The sequence below is a fragment of the Streptomyces violaceorubidus genome, assembly GCF_000717995.1.
Taxonomy (GTDB): domain Bacteria; phylum Actinomycetota; class Actinomycetes; order Streptomycetales; family Streptomycetaceae; genus Streptomyces; species Streptomyces violaceorubidus.
Genome location: NZ_JODM01000022.1, coordinates 74,636 through 93,023, shown reverse-complemented (window position 1 = coordinate 93,023; position 18,388 = coordinate 74,636). Strand labels below are relative to the sequence as shown.

Here is an 18,388-nt window from a genome sequence, read left to right as displayed (position 1 = left end):
ACGGCGGCACCGACCGGCCCCGCTGCACGGCGAAAACGGCGGCCCCGGCCGGTGTTGCCCACGGCCGGGCGGGCCGGGCGACCCGGATCGGCTCCCTCGGCGCACCGGGACGAGCCCTGGCGACCGGGTCCGGGTCACCGGAGCGTCATTCGTCGCAGCACGGCGCTTCCCCGCCACCATCGGCGCGGCTCGGCTGCGCGCCGTTGGTGGCGGGGCCGCGGCGCTCCACGAGCAGGCGCGAGCCGGAACGGCGTTCGCCGAAGGCGTCGTCTGGGTTGGACAGGACGCAGGTCTCCAGGGACAGGCAGCCGCAGCCGATGCAGTCGGTGAGGTGGTCGCGCAGCCGGTTGAGCTGTTTGATCCGCTCGTCCAGTTCGGAACGCCAGGACCGGGAGAGCCGGGCCCAGTCCTCCTCCGTGGGTGTGCGCTCCTCCGGCAGTTCGGCGAGCGCCTCGCGGATCGTGGCCAGCGGGATGCCGACCCGCTGCGCGGCCCGGACGAAGGCGACCCGGCGCAGCGCGTCACGACTGAAGCGGCGCTGGTTGCCCGAGGTCCGGCGACTGCTGATCAGGCCCTTCGACTCGTAGAAGTGCAGGGCGGAGACGGCGGCGCCGCTGCGCGCGGCGAGCTGGCCGACCGTGAGCTCTTGGATCTTCTCGGGAATCTGAGGCACTCCTCAGACCCTACCGACCCGCTCACCCGCACGGACGGGTCACGTCCGTTGACAGGGACTCCGCGGGCGACCATACTAAGCAGTCGCTTAGAGTCGAGCGCACAGGTCGAGCGAGCAGAGAGGCCGGAACATGGCAGAGCCGAGGATCTTCGCGTCCGCCGACGAGGTGAAGGCGGCGGTGGGCGAGCAGTTGGGACACACCGACTGGCTGGAGGTCGACCAGAAGCGGATCGACCTGTTCGCGGAGGCGACCGGGGACCACCAGTGGATCCACGTGGACCCTGAGCGGGCCGCCGCCGGGCCGTTCGGCACCACCATCGCCCACGGCTACCTGACCCTGTCGCTCCTCCCCCTCTTCGGGCCGCAGCTGATCAGGGTCGAGGGCGTGAAGATGGGCGTCAACTACGGCACCAACAAGGTCCGTTTCCCCTCCCCCGTCCCGGTCGGCTCGCGCCTGCGCGCCACGGCGACGATCACGGGGGTCGAGGACGTCAAGGGCGGCATCCAGGTGAGCGTCGCCTTCACCGTGGAGCGCGAGGGCGGCGACAAGCCGGTGTGCGTCGCCGAGTCCGTCTCGCGCTACTACGTCTAGGAGGCGTCGGAGCGGCCCCGGGCTCCCACCATCCTGAGCACGAGGTCGGCGTAGAGCGCGCCGACCTCGTCGGGTGTGCGGGGGCCGTTCACGTTGAACCAGCGGGCCACGTCGATGCAGAGCGACAGCACGGCGAGCGTGGTGCCCTTGACGTCCGGCACGTCGAACTCGCCCGTCGCCACGCCGTCGTCGATGATGCCGCGCACCGCGGCGTCGCACTGCCGGCGGAGGGTGAGGATCTCCTCCCGGGCCTCGGGACCGAGCGCGTCCAACTCGTACTGCACGACCCGCGCGGTCGTGCGCCGTCCGGCGTGCCAGCGGACGAAGGAGCTCACGGCGTCGGCGAGCCGCTCGGTCGCGCCGCCCTCGCCCTGGGCCGCGGAGCGCAGGATGGCCACCGCCCGGGTGTGACCGATGCGGCTGATGCGGTGGAGCAGCTCTTCCTTCGTCTTGTAGTGGATGTAGAGCGCGGCCGGGCTCATGCCGGCCCGCCCGGCGATGTCGCGGGTCGTGGTCGCGTGGTACCCGCGTTCGGCGAACGCCTCCACGGCGGCGACCAGAAGCCGCCGGGCCGCGTCAGGCGTGACCTCTTCCCACGGCTCGATGTCGCCGCCCGTCGTCTCGGCCGCCGTACTCATCGCTGGTTCGCCCCTCTCGGTGACAGGAGCACCACCATACCGCCGAAGCTGAGCGGTCGCTTAGGGGCGCTGTCCGGCGGGGGCGCCACCGGGCTTCAGGAAGGGGTCGTGCTCGACGAGGATCTTGTCGAGCCGCGCCTGGTCGACCCGGCTCACGATCTGGCCGACCTCCTGGCGGTCCCGGATGATCTTGGCCAGCGTGAAGGCCGAGGTGACGAGGTACAGGACGGCGATCGCGAGGAAGGCCCGTACCCAGGCGTCGGCCTGCAACTGGTAGATGCCGATGGCGGTGGCGGCCATGGCCACCGAGAACGAGGCGACGGCCTGCCCGTAGAAGGCCGCCGTGTTCTGCTGCTTGACGGGTGTGTCACTCATGGGGACAAGGGTCGGCGGACGCGGCCGGGGCCGCATCCGCCGTCGTACTCAGTCCGGCTACTCAAAGCCCGGCACTCAGAAGGCCGACACGCCCGTCAGCGCGCGCCCGATGACCAGCTTCTGGATCTGGCTGGTGCCCTCGTAGAGGGTCATCACGCGGGCGTCGCGCAGCAGCTTGCCGGCCGGGTACTCGTCGATGTAGCCGTAGCCGCCGAAGACCTGGAGGGCGTTGTTGGCGGCGCGCACGGCGGCCTCCGAGGCGAAGAGCTTGGCCTTGGAGGACTCGACGGTGAAGGGCTGCCCGCGGTCGATCAGGTCGGCGACCCGCCAGGTCAGCAGCCGGGCCGCGTCCACGTCGAGGGCGATGTCGCTGATCAGCTCCTGCACCAGCTGGTGGTGGGCGATGGTCTTCCCGAACTGCTCCCGCTCCCCCGCGTACCTCACGGCCGCGTCCAGCGCGGCCTGGGCTATGCCCACGCAGCCGGCCGCGACCGACATCCGCCCCTTGGCGAGGGCCGACATGGCCACCGAGAAGCCCTTGCCCTCGGGAGCGAGCATGGCGGAGGCGGGGACGCGGACGTCCTCCAGGACCAGTTCGGCCGTGGCCTGGCCGCGCAGCCCCAGCTTGCCGTGGATGGTGCGGCGGGTCAGTCCTGGGGTGTCGGTGGGGACGAGGAAGGCGGAGACGCCCTGGTGGCCCGGGGCGTCGGTGGAGCGGGCGAAGAGCAGGACGACATCGGCCCAGGTGCCGTTGGTGATGAACATCTTGGTGCCGTTGATCACGAAGTCGTCGCCGTCGCGCACCGCGCGGGTGGAGAGGTGGCCCGCGTCGGATCCCGTGCCCGGCTCGGTGAGGCCGAAGCAGCCGATGTACGCGCCGGAGGTGAGCCCCGGCAGCCAGCGCCGCTTCTGCTCCTCGTCCCCCCAGGCGGCGATCGTCTTGGCGACCAGGCCGAGGGAGACGGAGACGATCCCGCGCACGGAGCTGTCGCCGCGCCCCAGCTCCTCCGTGACCAGGCAGTACGCGAGGTGGTCGCCGCCGGACCCGCCGTACTCCTCGTCGATCGTGAGCCCGAGGAAGCCGACCTCGCCGAGCTTCTTCACGATCGACCTGTCCACCTCCTCCGCGCGGTCCCAGGCGACCACGTGCGGGGCGATCTCGCGCGCCACGAACTCCCGGGCGAGCTGCCGTACGGCGCCCTGCTCCTCGCTGAGCTCCAGATTCATGCCGAGTCACCCCACAGAAGACGGACCTTGAACGGCGGACCACCGGGGCCCGAGCCATAAATTAGCACTGCTAGTTTAAAGCCGCAGCCCTACTATGTGCGCCATGGCCCGACCGCGCAAGCCCCTGCTCAGCACCGACCGGATCGTCGAGACGGCCCGCGCTCTGGTGGACACGGAGGGTCTCGCGGCCGTCTCCACCCGCCGGCTGGCCGCGGAACTGGGCGTCAGCGGGCCCTCGCTCTACAACCACTTCCGCACCAAGGACGAGATCCTGGAGGCCGTCGCCGACTCGGTGAGCGCGCGGGTCGACCTGTCGATGTTCGAGGACGGCCGGGAGTGGCGGACCGCGCTGCACGACTGGGCGGTCTCGTACCGGACGGCGCTGCGCGAGCACCCCAACATCGTCCCGGTGCTGGCCCACGGCCCGGGCCGCCGCCCGGCCGCGCTGCACCTCGCGGACGCCGTCTACGGCGCGATGGTCCGGGCGGGCTGGCCCCCGGCGCAGGCCACGTCCATCGGCGCGCTGATGCGCTACTTCATCATGGGCTCGGCGCTCGGCTCCTTCGCCGGCGGCTTCGTGGACGACGCGGGTGCCTACGATCCCGCGGACTACCCGCACCTCCAGCAGGCCCACCTCCTGGCGGAGCAGCAGGAGAAGATCGACGAGCGCGCCTTCGACACCGGCCTGACGGCGCTGCTGGACGGGCTCGCGCAGCAGTACGAGCGGCTCAGTCGGGACGGCTAGGGGCCCCCAGGGCGAGCAGGGCGGTGTCGTCGTCGACACCGTCGCCGAGCTTCTCCAGCAGGGCGGCCACGGCGGCGATCACGTCCCCGGGTGCCGTGGACGCCTGCCGGGCGGCGAAGTCCCGCAGCCGTTCGTCGCCGTAGAGGGTGGTGCGCTCGGGGTCCGTGCGGGCCTCGGTCAGGCCGTCGGTGTAGAGCAGCAGGGTGTCGCCGGGGTAGAGGACGGCGGTGGCGGGAGTGAAGACGGCGTCGGGCAGCGCGCCGACCAGCATGCCGCCGGGAGTGGTGAGGTAGTCGGCCCGCCCCGGACCGTCGACCGGGGCACCGGCCCGCAGCACCAGCGCGGGCGGGTGCCCGCCGGAGGCGAGGCGGACCGTCGTGCGGCCGCGGTCGTCGTCCGGTTCGACGACGCCGACGACGGCGGTGCAGTGGCGGGGGTCGGCCTTGAGGCCGTAGCGGTCGTAGAGGACGGCGTTGAGCGTGGCCAGGGCGCTGACCGGGTCGGAGTCGTGGAAGACGGCCGCCCGCAGGGTGTAGCGGGTGAGGGACGTGACGGCGGCGGCCTTGGGGCCCTTGCCGCTCACGTCGCCGAGGAAGAAGGCCCAGCGCCCCGCGCCGAGGGCGAACAGGTCGTAGAAGTCGCCGCCGAGCCGGTCGGGCGAGGCCGTGTAGTAGTAGGAGGCCACGTCCAGGCCCGGGACGGTGGGGAGTTCGGCGGGCAGCAGGGCCTGCTGGAGCACGACGAGGGCGTCGGTCAGCCGGGCCCGGTCCGCCTCGGAGCGGGAGCGCGCCGCCTCCGCCTCCCGCCGCGCCGCCTCCGCCCCCCGCCGTGCCGCCTCCGCCTCCCGCCGCGCCGCCTCCGCCTCTCGCCGCGCCGCCTCGGCCAGCTCGCGGGCCTCGTCGGCGGCCCTCCTGCGGCGCAGCAGTTCCTCCTCGTAGGCGCGTCGGTCGGAGGCGTCGAAGACCGTGGTGCGGATCAGTACCGGCTCGCCGTCCGCGTCCTTCTTGACCGCGGCGGAGACGAGCACCGGCAGCCGTCCGCCCGTGGCCGTCCGCATCTCCAGCGCGATGCCGCCGATCTCGCCCCGCAGGCTCAGCAGGGGGGCGAAGTGGGTCTCGTGGTAGAGCTTCCCGCCGACGGTGAGCAGGTCGGCGAAGCGCATCAGGCCCACCACCTCGCGCCGCTCGAGGCCGAGCCAGTCCAGCAGCGTGGCGTTGACCTTGGTGACGGTGCCGTCCATGGCCGTGGACAGGAAGCCGCAGGGCGCGGCGTCGTAGAGTTCCTCGGCGCTGTCCTCCGGGACGGGCACGCCGGACGGGGGCACTCGTCCACCCGGGTCGTCGCCGGGGGCGGGGTCAGGAGTCCGGCCGGGAGCCATGGACACGGTCCAGGAAGTCGAGTACGGCGTCGGCGGTGGCCTCGGGAGCGCTGAGCTGGGGGCAGTGCCCGGTGGCGTCCAGTGTGACCAGCCGGGCCCCGGGGACGCGCGACCGCACGAACGAACCCACCCCCCGGGGAGCGATGGCGTCCTCGGCGCATTCGAGGACCAGCGTGGGCACCGTCACCCCGTCCAGGTCCTCACGGTTGTCCGAGAGGAACGTGGTGCGCGCGAACACCCGGGCCATCGCCGGGTCGGTCGCACAGAAGCTGTCGGTCAGCTCCTGGCCCAGCTCCGGCCGGTCGGGGTTGCCCATGATCACCGGGGCCATCGCGGACGACCAGCCGAGGTAGTTCGAGTCCAGGGACGCCAGCAGTTCCTCGATGTCGGCCGCCGTGAAGCCGCCGCGGTACCCGTCGTCGTCGATGTAGCGCGGGGAGGGGGTGACCATGACCAGGGATCCGATCCGCTCGGGTGCGGTGCGGGCGGCCAGGACCCCGGCCATCGCGCTCACCGAATGCCCGACGAACGTCACCCGCCGCAGGTCCAGCGCCCGCAGAACGTCGACCACGTCCTGCGCGTACCCCTCCAGCGACGCGTACCGCTCCGGGGCCCAGGCCGACAGGTCGGACCCGCCCGAACCGACGTAGTCGAACAGGACGACCTTGTAGCGCCCGGCCAGCCTGGGCACCACCAGACGCCACATGTTCTGGTCGCAGCCGAATCCGTGGGCCAGCACCACCACCGGCCCGTCGGGGTCGCCGGTCACCGTCACGTTGTTCCGGTGCCGTACCTCCGCCTCCACCATGCCGCCTCCTGCTCGCACACGCTTTCGCCCCTCAAGGTAAGAATAAAGAGACAAACACCATTATTTCCTCCGCCTTCCTGGTGCCCGCCTTCCCGGCCCGGACGCTTCGGTGCTCGCCGAACCGTCCGTGACGCATGCTGGGGGCATGACCTCGAAGGACCCGGGCGCACCCGGACTGGCGCGACTGGCCGGGCTGATCGCCGACGAGAGCAGGGCCGCGTGCCTGCTGGCACTGCTCGACGGGCGGGCGTGGACCGCCGGTGAGCTCGCCCGGCACGCGGGGGTGGCCGCGTCGACGCTGAGCGAGCACCTCGGCAAGCTCGTCGCGGGCGGGCTGCTCGCCGAGGAGCGGCAGGGGCGGCACCGGTACGTGCGGCTCGCCGACGAACGGGTCGCGCAGCTGGTGGAGGACCTGGCCGCGCAGGTGGCGCCCCAGGCACGACGTCCGCGCACGCTGCGGGCCTCCAGCGCCGGGTCGGCGATGGCCGCGGGCCGCACCTGCTACGACCATCTCGCCGGACGGCTCGGGATCGCGGTCACCGACGCGCTCACCGTGCGCGGACTGCTGCGCCAGGACACCGGTTTCGCACTCACCGACGCCGGGCTCACCTGGTTCGACGCCACCGGGATCCCCCTGCGGCGTACCGGGCGCAGACCGCTGGCCCGGGCCTGCCTCGACTGGACCGAGCGCCGCCCCCACCTCGCGGGTGTCGCGGGCGCGGCGCTGTGCCGGCACGCCCTGGACGAGGGCTGGTGCGTGCGCATCGGCTCGGAGCGGGCGGTGAAGGTGACACCGGCGGGCGAGGACGCGCTGACCGGACTGCTGGGCATCGACCCGGCGGCGCTGCGCTGAGGGCCGTGCCCCGCCCCTGCTCCCCGTCCGAAATCCGCGAGCACACACCCGTTTCCGCCGCCTAGCCTCTGGAGCATGATGAGCACCGCCCCCGCGTCGTCCCGTGTCCTCCCCCCGCACCGCCGTCCGGAACTGCTCGCGGCCGGAGCCGCCACCGTCACCGTCGTGCTGTGGGCGTCCGCGTTCGTCTCCATCCGCAGCGCGGGCGAGGCGTACTCGCCGGGCGCGCTGGCCCTCGGGCGGCTGCTGTCCGGCGCGCTGGCCCTCGGCGTGATCTGTCTGCTGCGCCGGGAGGGCGTGCCGCCGCGCTCGGCCTGGCGCGGGATCGCGATATCGGGGGTGCTGTGGTTCGGCTTCTACATGGTCGTCCTGAACTGGGGCGAGCAGCAGGTGGACGCCGGTACGGCCGCCCTCGTGGTCAACGTCGGCCCGATCCTCATCGCGCTGCTCGGCGCGCGGCTGCTGGGCGACGCGCTGCCGCCGCGGCTGCTGGCGGGGATGGCGGTGTCGTTCGCCGGTGCGGTGACGGTGGGCCTGTCCATGTCGGGCGGGGGCGGTTCCTCGCTGCTCGGGGTGGTGCTGTGCCTGCTCGCCGCGATGGCGTACGCGGGCGGGGTGGTGGCCCAGAAGCCCGCGCTGGCGCACGCGAGCGCCCTTCAGGTGACGACGTTCGGGTGCCTGGTGGGGGCGGTGCTGTGCCTGCCGTTCGCCGGGCAGCTGGTGCACGATGCGGCCGAGGCGCCGGTCTCCGCCACGCTCAACATGGTGTACCTGGGCGTGTTCCCGACCGCGCTGGCGTTCACGACGTGGGCCTACGCCCTGGCCCGCACGACCGCCGGGCGCATGGGCGCGACCACGTACGCCGTACCCGCGCTGGTCGTGCTGATGTCGTGGCTGACGCTGGGCGAGGTACCGGGGCTGCTCACCCTGGCGGGCGGCGCGCTGTGTCTGGCGGGCGTGGCGGTGTCGCGCTCGCGCAGGCGCACGGCCGCGATCCCCGGTCAGGCCGAGCCCACGGCGGAGCGGCGACGCGAGGACGCGGGCCGCGTCTAGAACCCGCCCGTAGGTCCCGGCGCGGGGATGCCGAGCGGACCGCCCGCGCGGCGACCCCGGCACCACCGGAGGGGCTGGCACCGCCGGAGAGCCCGGCACGCACCCTGGACCAGGAACCCCCAGGGCCCGGAAACCCACCCCGGAGCCCGGGTGAGCACCCGGGTCCCAGGCACCGCCCGACGCCCCGGCACCCACCCCGGGCCCCATGAATCCCCCGAGCCCAGAAACCCACCCCGGAGCCCGGGTCAGCACCCAGGGCCTGTCCCACGCCCGAGCCGCACACACCCGAGCCACCCACGCCCGAGCCGCCCGCGCCCTGCCGTGAGGCGGCCTGTGTGGTGCGGGCTCCCGTATCCCGGGCGACCCGGTCGCCCGCGCGGTGCGGACCCCCGGCTCCGGCCCCTTTACGGGAGCGGGGTCTAGAAGACCACCAGGGCCCGTCCGCCCTTGCCCGCCAGCATGTTCTCGAAGGCGGCCGGGATGCCGTCCAGGGCGATGCGCTCGGTGACCAGGGCGCCGAGGTCGAGGCGGCCGGCGCGGGCGTGTTCGGCGAGGACCGGGAGGTCGCGGGCGGGGTCGGCGTTGCCGTAGACGCAGCCGGAGAGGGTGCGGCCCCAGTGGAAGATCTCCAGGGCGTTGAAGGTGACCAGCTGGTCCTTGCCTCCGATGCCGACGACCGTGGTGCGGCCACCGCGCCGGGTGGACTCCCAGGCGGTGCGGATGGTGACCGCGCGGCCGACGCACTCCACGGCGACGTCGACACCCTGCTTTCCGGTGAGCGCGCGGATCTCGCGGGCGGTGGTGTCGGAGGCGAGGAGGTAGTCGGTGGCGCCTGCGGCGCGGGCCAGTTCCTCCTTCTCCGGGGACACGTCGACCGCGACGATCGTCGACGCGCCCGCGATCCTGGCCGCCTGGAGGGTGGCGAGGCCCACTCCCCCGACGCCGAAGACCGCGACCGTCTCGCCCTCGCGGACCTTCGCCGAGTGGTGGACGGCGCCGTAGCCGGTGAGGACGGCGCAGCCGAGCAGCGCCGCCTCGGTGAGGGGGATGCCCTCGGGGGCCGGCAGGACGCAGGAAGCGGACACAACCGTCTCCTCGGCGAACGCGGCGACGTTCAGGCCGGGGTGCAGGTCGGTGCCGTCGTCGGCGCGGCGGGCGTGCACGTCGGCGGCGCCGGCCAGGGCGTTCGCGCACAGCCAGACCTCGCCGAGCGAGCAGGCGTGGCAGGCGCCGCAGGACGGGGCCCAGTTGAGGACCACCGCGTCGCCGGGCGCGACGTGGCTGACGCCCTCGCCGACGGCGACGACGGTGCCGGCGCCCTCGTGGCCGAGGACGGCGGGCAGCGGCACGCGCATGGTGCCGTTGGACAGGGACAGGTCGGAGTGGCAGACCCCGGCGGCGGCGAGCCGCACCCGGACCCGGCCGGGGCCGGGCTCGGGCAGCTCGATCCCGGTGACCTCCAGGGGGGCTCCGACAGCGGGTACGACGGCGGCACGGACTGCGGTACGGACGGCCATGAGGTGGGGACTCCCCTGCGGGCTAGAACTGGAGGGACTTGGTCTGGAGGTACTCGGCCAGGCCGTGCGCGCCCAGTTCGCGGCCCACGCCGGACTGCTTGTAGCCGCCGAAGGGCGCCAGCGGGTTGAACCGGCCGCCGTTGATGTCGACCTGCCCGGTGTCCATCCGGCGGGCGAAGGCGACCGCCTCGGCCTCGTCCCCGGCCCAGACGGCACCGGCGAGGCCGTAGACCGTGCCGTTGGCGATCCGCAGGGCGTCGTCCTCGTCCTCGTAGCGGAGGAGGGACAGGACCGGGCCGAAGATCTCCTCCTGGGCGATGGTCATGTCCTCGCGCACGTCGGCGAAGACCGTCGGGCTGACGAAGTACCCCTGCTCGCGCGGGGCCTCGGGGCCGCCCGCGACCAGGCGCGCGCCCTCGGCGACGCCCTTCTCGATGTAGCCGCGCACCCGCTCCCGCTGCTTGGCGTTGACGACGGGGCCGATCCGGTCGCCGTACTTCGCGGCGGCCTCGGCGGCCAGCCCCACCGCCTCGTCGTACTGGTCGCGGTGGACCAGCATGCGGGTCCAGGCGCTGCACGTCTGGCCGGAGTTGGACATGACGTTGGCGACGCCGACGTTGACGGCCTTGGCCAGGTCGGCGCTCGGGAGGATCACGTTGGCGGACTTGCCGCCGAGTTCGAGGGCGACCTTCTTGACGGCGGCGCCCGCGGTGGCGCCGATCCGGCGGCCGACGGCGGTGGAGCCGGTGAAGGAGACCAGGTCGACGCCGGGGTGTTCGGCGAGGGCCTGGCCGGCGACCGGGCCGAGGCCGGTGACCAGGTTGAAGACGCCCGCCGGGACGCCCGCCTCGTGCACCGCCTCGGCGAAGAGCTGCGCGGTCAGCGGGGTGTCCTCGGCGGGCTTGAGCACGACGGTGCAGCCGGCCGCGAGCGCCGGGGCGACCTTGGCGACGATCTGGTGGAGGGGGTAGTTCCAGGGAGTGATCGCGCCGACCACGCCGACCGGCTCGTGGTGGACGACGGAGTTGCCGACCTTCTCCTCGAAGCTGTGGGTCGCCGCCAGCTCCGCGTAGGAGCCGGCGACCGCGATGGGGGCGCCGGCGTGCACGGCCTGCGAGAACTTCAGCGGGGAGCCCAGTTCGGCGGTGACCGTCTCGGCGATCTCGTCCTTGCGGGCCACCAGGACGTCCCGCAGCGCGGCCAGGCGCGCGGCCCGCTCGGCGGGCGGGGTGGCGGCCCAGCCCGGCAGGGCGGCGCGGGCGGCCCGTACGGCGCTGTCGACGTCCAGGGCGGTGCCGGCGGGGACCTGGCCGATCACCTGCTCGTCGGCCGGGTTCACGACCTCGATCGTGTCCCGGCCGTCGGCGGGGCGCCAGGCTCCGTCGATGTACATGCCGTCGTGTGCCTTCATGGCGTTCCTTCCGGGCGGGCCTCGTCGTCCGACCCCAAACTAGCGCCGTTAGTTTTACGGCACCAGGGGCTCCCCCGATGGTGGCGCGGCTCACCCTCCCGGAGTGCGCGGTCGGGCCGGGATCACTCCTCCAGGTCGGGCAGCCGCGCCGGGGCGGGGCAGATGCGGTCGCCGTGCTGGTCGAAGACGAACAGGTGGGCGAGGTCGACGAGGAGCGGCACCTGCATGCCGTGGCGGAGGTCGATGTCGGGGGTGGTCCGGACGATGAGGTCGCCGGGGAGGCGGCCGTCCGGCGGCGCGACCGCGGGTTCGGGCTCCTCCGGTTCGTCCATGACGACGACCGGTCCGGCGCGCAGGGCACCCGCCCGTTCCCGCAGCCGGTCCAGGACCGTGCCGTCGCGGCGGCGGCGCCGCGCCGGGCGGGCGACCGGGCGCGGGGCCTCCAGGTCGGGCACGACGGCCGGCCGGGAACCGGTGTTGAAGTGCACGAGGACCTCGTGCCCCTGGAACTCGACGTGCTCCACCAGCCCGGTGAGCAGCACCTCGCCGGGGCGGGCGGAGGCGGGCTTCGCGATCCGTACGGCCTCCGAGCGCAGGCCCACGATCACCTCGCGGCCCTGCTGGACGCGGAGCAACTGGTGGTCCAGCGAGAGCGGTTCGGGCAGGCGCAGGAACTGCTTGCCCAGACTGATCGTCATCGCCCCGTCGAGCGGCGCGCGCACGAGGCCGCGCAGCAGGTTGATGCGCGGGGTGCCGATGAAGGCGGCGACGAAGACGTTGCGGGGCAGGGCGTAGACGGCGCGCGGGGTGTCCACCTGCTGAAGGACCCCGCCGCGCAGGACCGCGACGCGGTCGCCCAGCGACATGGCCTCGGACTGGTCGTGGGTGACGTAGATGGTGGTGACCCCGAGCTCCCGGGTCAGTCTGGTGATCTCGGCGCGCAGGTGGTTGCGGAGCTTGGCGTCGAGGTTGGACAGCGGCTCGTCCATCAGGAAGGCGCTGGGGTGGCGGGCGATGGCCCGCCCCATCGCGACCCGCTGGCGTTCACCGCCGGAGAGCTGGGCGGGGAGCCGGTCGAGGAGGTCCTCGATGCCCAGCATGCGGGCGGTGGCGTCCACGCGGGGGCGGGGGTCGCTCTGCGGGTCCTCGACGCGCAGGGGGAAGCCGATGTTCCCGCGGGTGGTCATGTTGGGGTACAGGGCGAAATTCTGGAAGACCATCGCCATGCGCCGTTCGGCGGGGAGCAGGTCGTTGGCGTACGCGCCGTCCAGCGTCAGCTCGCCCTCGGTGATCTCCTCCAGTCCGGCGATCATGCGCAGTACGGTCGACTTGCCGCACCCGGAGGGGCCGAGCAGGACGAGGAACTCGCCCGGCGCGATGTCCAGCGACAGCCGGTCCACCACGCGGACGCCTCGCGCGTAGGCCTTGCTCACGTCGTGCAGGGAGATGGCGCGTGTCATTCAGGTGCCCCCGGGGGCTCACTGGGCTCTGGTGCTCCGCGGTCGGACGCCCACGTGCGGGTCGTACGGGGCGTGTGAGTCACGGAAGTTAACGGACCGTGCCCGGCGGAGGGAAGACGCTGGACCACAACTCGGCGCGAACGTCCATCTGGTGAGAAGGCGGACGGCCGGATTCAGGGCGCGGAGCGTCTCACGCGGTGATCGAATCGGACCGTCGTGCGGTCAGCCGTCCGCGTCGCCGCTCCCTGCGCGGCTGCCGCGGGAGCGGCCGGACGAGCGCACCAGTTCGCCCGCCGCCAGGGTCGCCGCCGCCACCGCGCGCGTCCAGGTCGGGCCGCCGCGGGAGGCCCGCACGACGCAGGCGCAGCCGCCGACGACGAGGAGCAGGACGACGGACAGAACGATCAGGATCATGCTCAACCCTTCGCTTCCCGGCACGGGGGGCGGGTGTCGCCGGCCCGGTCCGGGCCATCCTGCCCGACCGCCCCCCGCCGGTGGCCGGCCCCCCGGTCGCCCGCACCGGTCGACGGCGAGCGCAGGGCGATGCCCGAGGAGAGCAGGAGCAGGCCGCCCAGCATCACGAACGGCGCGGCCACGCCCGCGACGCCCGCGATCAGGCCCGCGGCGGCGGGTGCGGCGACCTGGCCGAGGCGGTTGCCGGTCAGGCGCAGGGCCAGGGCCGTGGAGCGCGCCTCGTCGGGCGCCGCCTGCACGACCGTGGTCATGGACAGCGGCTGGCCGACGCCCAGGCAGAAGCCGAGGACGACCAGCATCGGCGCCAGCGCCCACACCGGCACCGGCAGCGCGACCCCGGCGCACAGCAGCGCGGCCAGCAGACACGTCGCCGTGAGCAGCGGCGTACGGCCGAGCAGCCGCAGCAGGGGCGTCAGCACGAGCCGGCAGGCGATGGTGGCGGCGGCCCGCAGGCTGAGCAGTACGCCGACCACGGCCGGGGAGATCCCCCGGTGCTCGCCGACCACCGGCAGGTAGGCGGTGAGGATGTCGGTCGCGGAGAGCACGGAGAGGCTGATCAGGATCCCCGCGGGCACGCCGCGGGCCCGCAGGATGCTCACCACGGGGACGCGCGCGCCCCGTTCCTTTCCGGACCCGGCGGCTCCGGGGTGCTCTATGCGCCACAGGGAGGTGAAGGCGACCGCCGCGCCCGCGCCCGCCACCACCAGGGCCAGCGCGCTGCTGCCGGCCATGTCGGGGCCCCCGATCAGCGCGCCCGCGGCGATGGGGCCGATCAGCTGGCCGAGGGAGGCGCCGATGGTGAAGTGGCCGAAGTTGCGGTCCTGTTCGTGCGGCGCGGACTGGCGGGCGACCAGGGACTGGGCGCCGATGACGAAGCAGAGGTGCCCGAGGCCCATGACGCCGCTCCACAGGGCCATCGTCCCCAGGGACCCGGCGACACCGCTCAGCGCGCAGCCCCCGGCGATGAGCACGACCCCGACGGGCAGCAGCGGGGCGCAGCGGCCGTGGTCGGTACGGCGGCCCAGCGGAACCGCGGCGAACAGCGGCAGCAGCGCGTACACCCCGGCGATGACACCGATGGCCCGTTCGTCCGCGCCCAGCGCGAGGGCCCGGTAGGAGACCGCGGGCCGGGCCATCGACACCGCCCCCTGCGCGAAGCCGAAGGCGATGACGAGGCGGAGCAGCCAGCCGCGGTTCCCACCGGGCGCCATGATCGCGTCCCCTTCCGATGATCCGATGTTCTCCGACGGTCAGATGTTCTCCGACGGTCAGATGATGCCGAACAGGATGCCCGCCGCGAGGATCACCAGGCTCGTCAGGACGGCCCACTTCACCACGAACCGCGTGTGGTCGCCGAACTCGACCTTGGCCATGCCCACCAGGACGTACACGGCCGGGACGAGCGGGCTGGACATGTGCAGCGGCTGGCCCACGATCGAGGCGCGGGCGATCTCCAGCGTCGACACGCCGTGTGCCTGGCCGGCCTCCGCGAGCACCGGCAGGACGCCGAAGTAGAAGCCGTCGTTCGACATGAAGTAGGTGAGCGGCAGGCTCAGCAGGCCGGTGACCAGGCCCATCTGGGGGCCCATGCCGTCGGGGATGGTGTCCACGAGCCAGTTGGCCATGTGGTCGACCATCCCGGTGCCGGTGAGGACGCCGGTGAAGACGGCGGCGGCGAAGACCATGCCGGAGACGTTCAGGACGTTGTCGGCGTGGGCCGCGAGGCGGGCCTTCTGGTCGGGGATGTGCGGGAAGTTGACCGTGAGGGCGAGCGCGGCGCCGATCAGGAAGAGCACCGGGATCGGGAGCAGCTCCGTGATCATGGCGGTGAGCAGCGCGACGGTGAGCAGCGCGTTGAACCAGTACAGCTGGGGACGCAGGGTGGGCCGGTCGGGGTCGAGGCCCTTGAAGTCGTCCTCGGGCTCGCCGACCGTGCCGGCCGCCGCGCCGGAGCCGCCCGCGCCGCCGTGAGCGCCGCCGGTACCGGCACCGGAACGCGCACCGGACGCACCCGCACCGGCACCGGCACCCGCACCGGCACCCGCACCCGCACCCGCACCCGCGCCGACCAGCACCGTCTCGGTCTCCGGCACCGTCTCGGTCTCCCGGCCCAGGCCCAGCGCCTCGTCCAGCGACAGCGCGCCCAGCCTCCGGCGCTCGCGCAGGCCGAGCACGTACGCCAGGACGACGACCGCGACGAGGCCGACGGCCAGGGCCGGGATCATCGGGACGAAGATGTCGGTGGCGTCGACCTTCAGCGCGGTGGCGGCGCGGGCGGTGGGGCCGCCCCAGGGCAGCGTGTTCATCACGCCGTTGGCCATCGCGGCGACGCCGGTCATCACGACCAGGCTCATCTTGAGCCGCTTGTACAGCGGGTACATCGCCGAGACCGTGATCATGAAGGTGGTGGAGCCGTCGCCGTCCAGCGAGACGATCGCGGCGAGCAGGGCCGTGCCGACGACGATGCGCATCGGGTCGGCCTTGCAGAACCTCAGGATGGCCCGGACGATCGGGTCGAAGAGCCCGACGTCGATCATCACACCGAAGTAGACGATCGCGAACATGAGCATCGCCGCGGTGGGGGCGAGGCTGGACACGCCGTCGATGACGTAGTCGCCGAGATGGGCGCCCTTGCCGACGAGCACGCAGAACAGCGCGGGGATCAGCACGAGCGCCGCGATCGGCGACATCTTCTTCATCATGATCAGGACCAGGAAGGTCGCGATCATGGCGAAGCCGAGGATGGTCAGCATGAGTGAGTACCTAACGTTCGCCCTTGAACATCCCACCGGGGCAGGCGGTGCGAGCGACGTTAGGTGGCGCGAGGGAGCGTTAACAAGACGTTGACATGCGAGCAATAAGCGCAGAACTCCAGGTCACAGCTCTGCGCCGGTCAGCGGAGTGAGGGTGACGGGTACGCCGTTGAGGACGGCGTTGCCCGAGAGCGGGTCGAGCGTCCTGCCGTCGAGGAGCTGGTTGACGTTGACGCCGGGATCGGCGGCGGCGTGCGTCTGGCGGGTGCCGGGCCGGTCGTGGCCCCAGCCGTGCGGGAGGCTGACCACGCCGGGCCGGACGGCGTCGGTGACCTCGGCGGGGACGGTCACCGCTCCCCCGGGCCCCTTCACGCGCACCGGCTGCGCCCCGCGCACACCCAGCCGTGCGGCGTCCTCGGGATGCACGTGCAGGGTGCAGCGGTTGGAACCGCCGGTCAGGGCGGGGACGTTGTGCATCCAGCTGTTGTTGGAGCGCAGGTGGCGGCGGCCCACCAGGACCAGTCCGGTGGGGCGTTCGGCCAGGGCCCGCACCAGGCGCGGCAGGTCGGCGGCGATCGGCCCCGGCAGCAGCTCCACCTTGCCGCTGCGGGTCTTCAGCGGCTGCGGCAGGCGCGGGCGCAGTGGGCCGAGGTCGATGCCGTGCGGGTGGGCGAGGAGGCGTTCCAGGGTCAGCCCGTCCGGCCGGGCGCCGAAGCCGTCGCCGTAGGGGCCGAGGCGGAGCATGAGGTCGAGGCGCCGCTCGGGGCCGTTCTCGCCGGTGAGGCGCGCGGTGAGCGCGCCGGGGTCGTGGCCGTGCACGGGTGAGTGCGGTTCGCTCACGGCCTTGGCCAGGGTCTGCTCGATCACCAGGGCGTCGACGGCACGGGGGTCGGTGCCGTGCGCGCCGGTGACGGCCAGGGTCAGCCGGGCGAGGATCTCCGTCTCGGCCATCCTGCCGGGCTCCAGCGGGACGGCGGGGCGGGTGTAGCGGACCTGGTTGCGCACGGCGAGGGTGTTGAGGGCGAAGTCGTGGTGCGGGCTCTGGGCCGGCGGGGGCGGCGGCAGGACGACGTGGGCGTGGCGCGAGGTCTCGTTGAGGTAGGGGTCGACGCTCACCATGAAGTCGAGGGAGTCCAGCGCCTTGTCCAGCCGGTCGCCGTCGGGCGCGGACAGGACCGGGTTGGCGGCGATCGTGAGCAGGGCGCGGACGGGCTCGCCCGTGTCGGTCGCGGTGTCGATCTCCTCGGCGAGGGCGGACAGGGGCAGTTCGCCCTTCGCCTCGGGGTGTCCGCTCACCCGGGAGTGCCAGCGCCCGAGCGCGAACCCGCGGCCGGGTCCCACGGGGCGCGGGGTCCGGTCGGTGGCGGCCTGCGGGAAGAGCGCGCCGCCGGGCCGGTCCAGGTTGCCGGTGAGGATGTTGAGGACGTCCACGAGCCAGCTGGCGAGGGTGCCGTGCGGAACGGTGCAGCTGCCGATGCGGCCGTAGACGGCGGCGGTGGGGGCGGCGGCGAGCTCGCGGGCGAGGGCGCGCGTCACGTCGGCGTCCACGTCGCAGGCGGCGGCGACGGACCGGGGGGTGAAGTCCCGCAGGGCGGCCCGGACTTCGTCGACCCCCTCGACGTGCGGGGCGAGTGCGCCGAGGTCGACCAGGTCCTCCTCGTACAGCACGTGGACCATCGCGGCCAGCAGCAGCGCGTCGGTGCCGGGGCGGATCGCCACGTGCCGGTCGGCGAGCTTCGCGGTGCGGGTGCGGCGCGGGTCGACGACGGTGAGGGTGCCGCCGCGGGCCCTGAGCGCCTTGAGCCGGCCGGGGAAGTCGGGCGCGGTGCACAGACTGCCGTTGGACTCCAGCGGGTTGGCGCCGAGGAGGAGCAGGTGGTCGGTGCGGTCGAGGTCGGGCACGGCGATGGCGTTCGCGTCGCCGAAGAGCAGCCCGCTGGAGACGTGCTTGGGCATCTGGTCGAGGGTGGACGCGGTGAAGAGGCTGCGGCTGCCGAGGGCGCCGAGCAGCACGTTCGGGTAGAGGGCACCGGCCACGGTGTGGACGTTGGGGTTGCCGAGGACCACGCCGACACAGTGCGGGCCGTACCGCTCGACGAGGGGCCGGACGCCGGCGGCGACCGCGTCGAACGCCTCCTCCCAGGTGGCCTCGCGCAGTGCGCCGCCCCGGCGCACCAGGGGCGTGCGCAGCCGGTCGGGGTCGGAGTCGACGGCCCCGAAGGAGGCGCCCTTGGGGCAGATGAAGCCGCGGCTGAAGACGTCGTCGCGGTCGCCGCGGGCGGCGGTGACCGTGCTGCCGTCGACGGTGAGGGCCAGGCCGCAGGTGGCCTCGCACAGGGGGCAGATACGCAGGGCGGTGCGGGGCACGGGTCCTCCCGGAAGGCGGCGGTCCGCTCTAGGCGGCGGTCCGCTCTAGGCGGCGGTGGCGCTC

At 73.5% G+C, this 18,388-nt stretch carries 17 protein-coding genes; 4 read left to right on the top strand and 13 right to left on the bottom strand.

Annotation, left to right across the window (positions count from 1 at the left end):
- Positions 1-145: 145 nt before the first annotated feature.
- Positions 146-673 (bottom strand): redox-sensitive transcriptional activator SoxR, encoded by a 528-nt coding sequence (gene soxR / locus IE94_RS0123485; RefSeq protein ID WP_030187675.1) that lies wholly within the window; start codon positions 671-673, stop codon positions 146-148.
- Between the two features lie 130 nt (positions 674-803).
- Between soxR and IE94_RS0123480 the strand changes: the two genes are divergently transcribed.
- On the top strand, positions 804-1,265 hold the full coding sequence (locus IE94_RS0123480; RefSeq protein ID WP_030187674.1) for a MaoC family dehydratase: 462 nt from the start codon (positions 804-806) through the stop codon (positions 1,263-1,265).
- On the opposite strand, the gene IE94_RS0123475 is transcribed toward IE94_RS0123480, so the two are convergent.
- The 3 genes from IE94_RS0123475 to IE94_RS0123465 all read right to left on the bottom strand — a co-directional run bounded on the left by IE94_RS0123475 (position 1,262) and on the right by IE94_RS0123465 (position 3,505).
- On the bottom strand, positions 1,262-1,903 hold the full coding sequence (locus IE94_RS0123475; protein WP_030187673.1) for a TetR/AcrR family transcriptional regulator: 642 nt from the start codon (positions 1,901-1,903) through the stop codon (positions 1,262-1,264). The genes IE94_RS0123480 and IE94_RS0123475 overlap by 4 nt on opposite strands.
- A 60-nt stretch (positions 1,904-1,963) precedes the next feature.
- Positions 1,964-2,278 (bottom strand): YiaA/YiaB family inner membrane protein, encoded by a 315-nt coding sequence (locus IE94_RS0123470; RefSeq protein WP_030187672.1) that lies wholly within the window; start codon positions 2,276-2,278, stop codon positions 1,964-1,966.
- 75 nt (positions 2,279-2,353) lie between these two features.
- Entirely contained in the window at positions 2,354-3,505 is a 1,152-nt protein-coding gene (locus IE94_RS0123465; RefSeq protein ID WP_030187670.1) for an acyl-CoA dehydrogenase family protein, read from the bottom strand.
- Positions 3,506-3,608: 103 nt separating this feature from the next.
- On the opposite strand from IE94_RS0123465, the gene IE94_RS0123460 reads away from it, so the two are divergent.
- The gene (locus tag IE94_RS0123460; RefSeq protein WP_030187667.1) at positions 3,609-4,250 is read left to right on the top strand and encodes a TetR/AcrR family transcriptional regulator; all 642 of its coding nucleotides are present in this window, start codon (positions 3,609-3,611) and stop codon (positions 4,248-4,250) included.
- Here IE94_RS0123460 and IE94_RS0123455 read toward each other — a convergent pair.
- Together IE94_RS0123455 and IE94_RS0123450 are read right to left on the bottom strand one after the other, a co-directional pair.
- On the bottom strand, positions 4,234-5,628 hold the full coding sequence (locus IE94_RS0123455) for a SpoIIE family protein phosphatase (RefSeq protein ID WP_037923351.1): 1,395 nt from the start codon (positions 5,626-5,628) through the stop codon (positions 4,234-4,236). The genes IE94_RS0123460 and IE94_RS0123455 overlap by 17 nt on opposite strands.
- A complete protein-coding gene (locus IE94_RS0123450) occupies positions 5,606-6,436 on the bottom strand; it encodes an alpha/beta fold hydrolase (protein WP_037923348.1) in 831 nt (276 codons plus the stop codon). The genes IE94_RS0123455 and IE94_RS0123450 overlap by 23 nt, the downstream gene beginning before the upstream one ends.
- A gap of 145 nt (positions 6,437-6,581) precedes the next feature.
- Here IE94_RS0123450 and IE94_RS0123445 point away from each other — a divergent pair, with 145 nt between their 5' ends.
- Entirely contained in the window at positions 6,582-7,289 is a 708-nt protein-coding gene (locus tag IE94_RS0123445; RefSeq protein ID WP_030187659.1) for an ArsR/SmtB family transcription factor, read from the top strand.
- A 78-nt stretch (positions 7,290-7,367) separates the two neighbouring features.
- Positions 7,368-8,342 (top strand): DMT family transporter, encoded by a 975-nt coding sequence (locus tag IE94_RS0123440; RefSeq protein WP_425337980.1) that lies wholly within the window; start codon positions 7,368-7,370, stop codon positions 8,340-8,342.
- A 419-nt stretch (positions 8,343-8,761) separates the two neighbouring features.
- On the opposite strand, the gene IE94_RS0123435 is transcribed toward IE94_RS0123440, so the two are convergent.
- From IE94_RS0123435 to IE94_RS0123405, 7 genes are all read right to left on the bottom strand, one after another.
- Positions 8,762-9,859, bottom strand: coding sequence for a zinc-binding dehydrogenase (locus IE94_RS0123435; RefSeq protein ID WP_030187648.1), 1,098 nt, complete (start codon positions 9,857-9,859; stop codon positions 8,762-8,764).
- A 22-nt stretch (positions 9,860-9,881) separates the two neighbouring features.
- Positions 9,882-11,270: an aldehyde dehydrogenase family protein gene (locus tag IE94_RS0123430; protein ID WP_030187645.1), complete on the bottom strand. Its 1,389-nt coding sequence runs from the start codon at positions 11,268-11,270 to the stop codon at positions 9,882-9,884.
- Positions 11,271-11,392: 122 nt separating this feature from the next.
- The gene (locus IE94_RS0123425; protein WP_030187644.1) at positions 11,393-12,730 is read right to left on the bottom strand and encodes an ABC transporter ATP-binding protein; all 1,338 of its coding nucleotides are present in this window, start codon (positions 12,728-12,730) and stop codon (positions 11,393-11,395) included.
- Between the two features lie 222 nt (positions 12,731-12,952).
- Positions 12,953-13,144 carry a hypothetical protein gene (locus IE94_RS0123420; RefSeq protein WP_030187643.1) on the bottom strand — a complete coding sequence of 64 codons (192 nt, stop codon included), beginning with the start codon at positions 13,142-13,144 and terminating at the stop codon, positions 12,953-12,955.
- 2 nt (positions 13,145-13,146) lie between these two features.
- Positions 13,147-14,415 (bottom strand): MFS transporter, encoded by a 1,269-nt coding sequence (locus IE94_RS0123415; RefSeq protein WP_030187642.1) that lies wholly within the window; start codon positions 14,413-14,415, stop codon positions 13,147-13,149.
- Between the two features lie 57 nt (positions 14,416-14,472).
- Positions 14,473-15,957, bottom strand: coding sequence for a CitMHS family transporter (locus tag IE94_RS0123410; RefSeq protein ID WP_030187640.1), 1,485 nt, complete (start codon positions 15,955-15,957; stop codon positions 14,473-14,475).
- A 123-nt stretch (positions 15,958-16,080) separates the two neighbouring features.
- Positions 16,081-18,324, bottom strand: a complete 2,244-nt coding sequence (locus IE94_RS0123405) for a molybdopterin-dependent oxidoreductase (RefSeq protein WP_030187638.1) — start codon at positions 18,322-18,324, stop codon at positions 16,081-16,083.
- Positions 18,325-18,388: the final 64 nt, after the last annotated feature.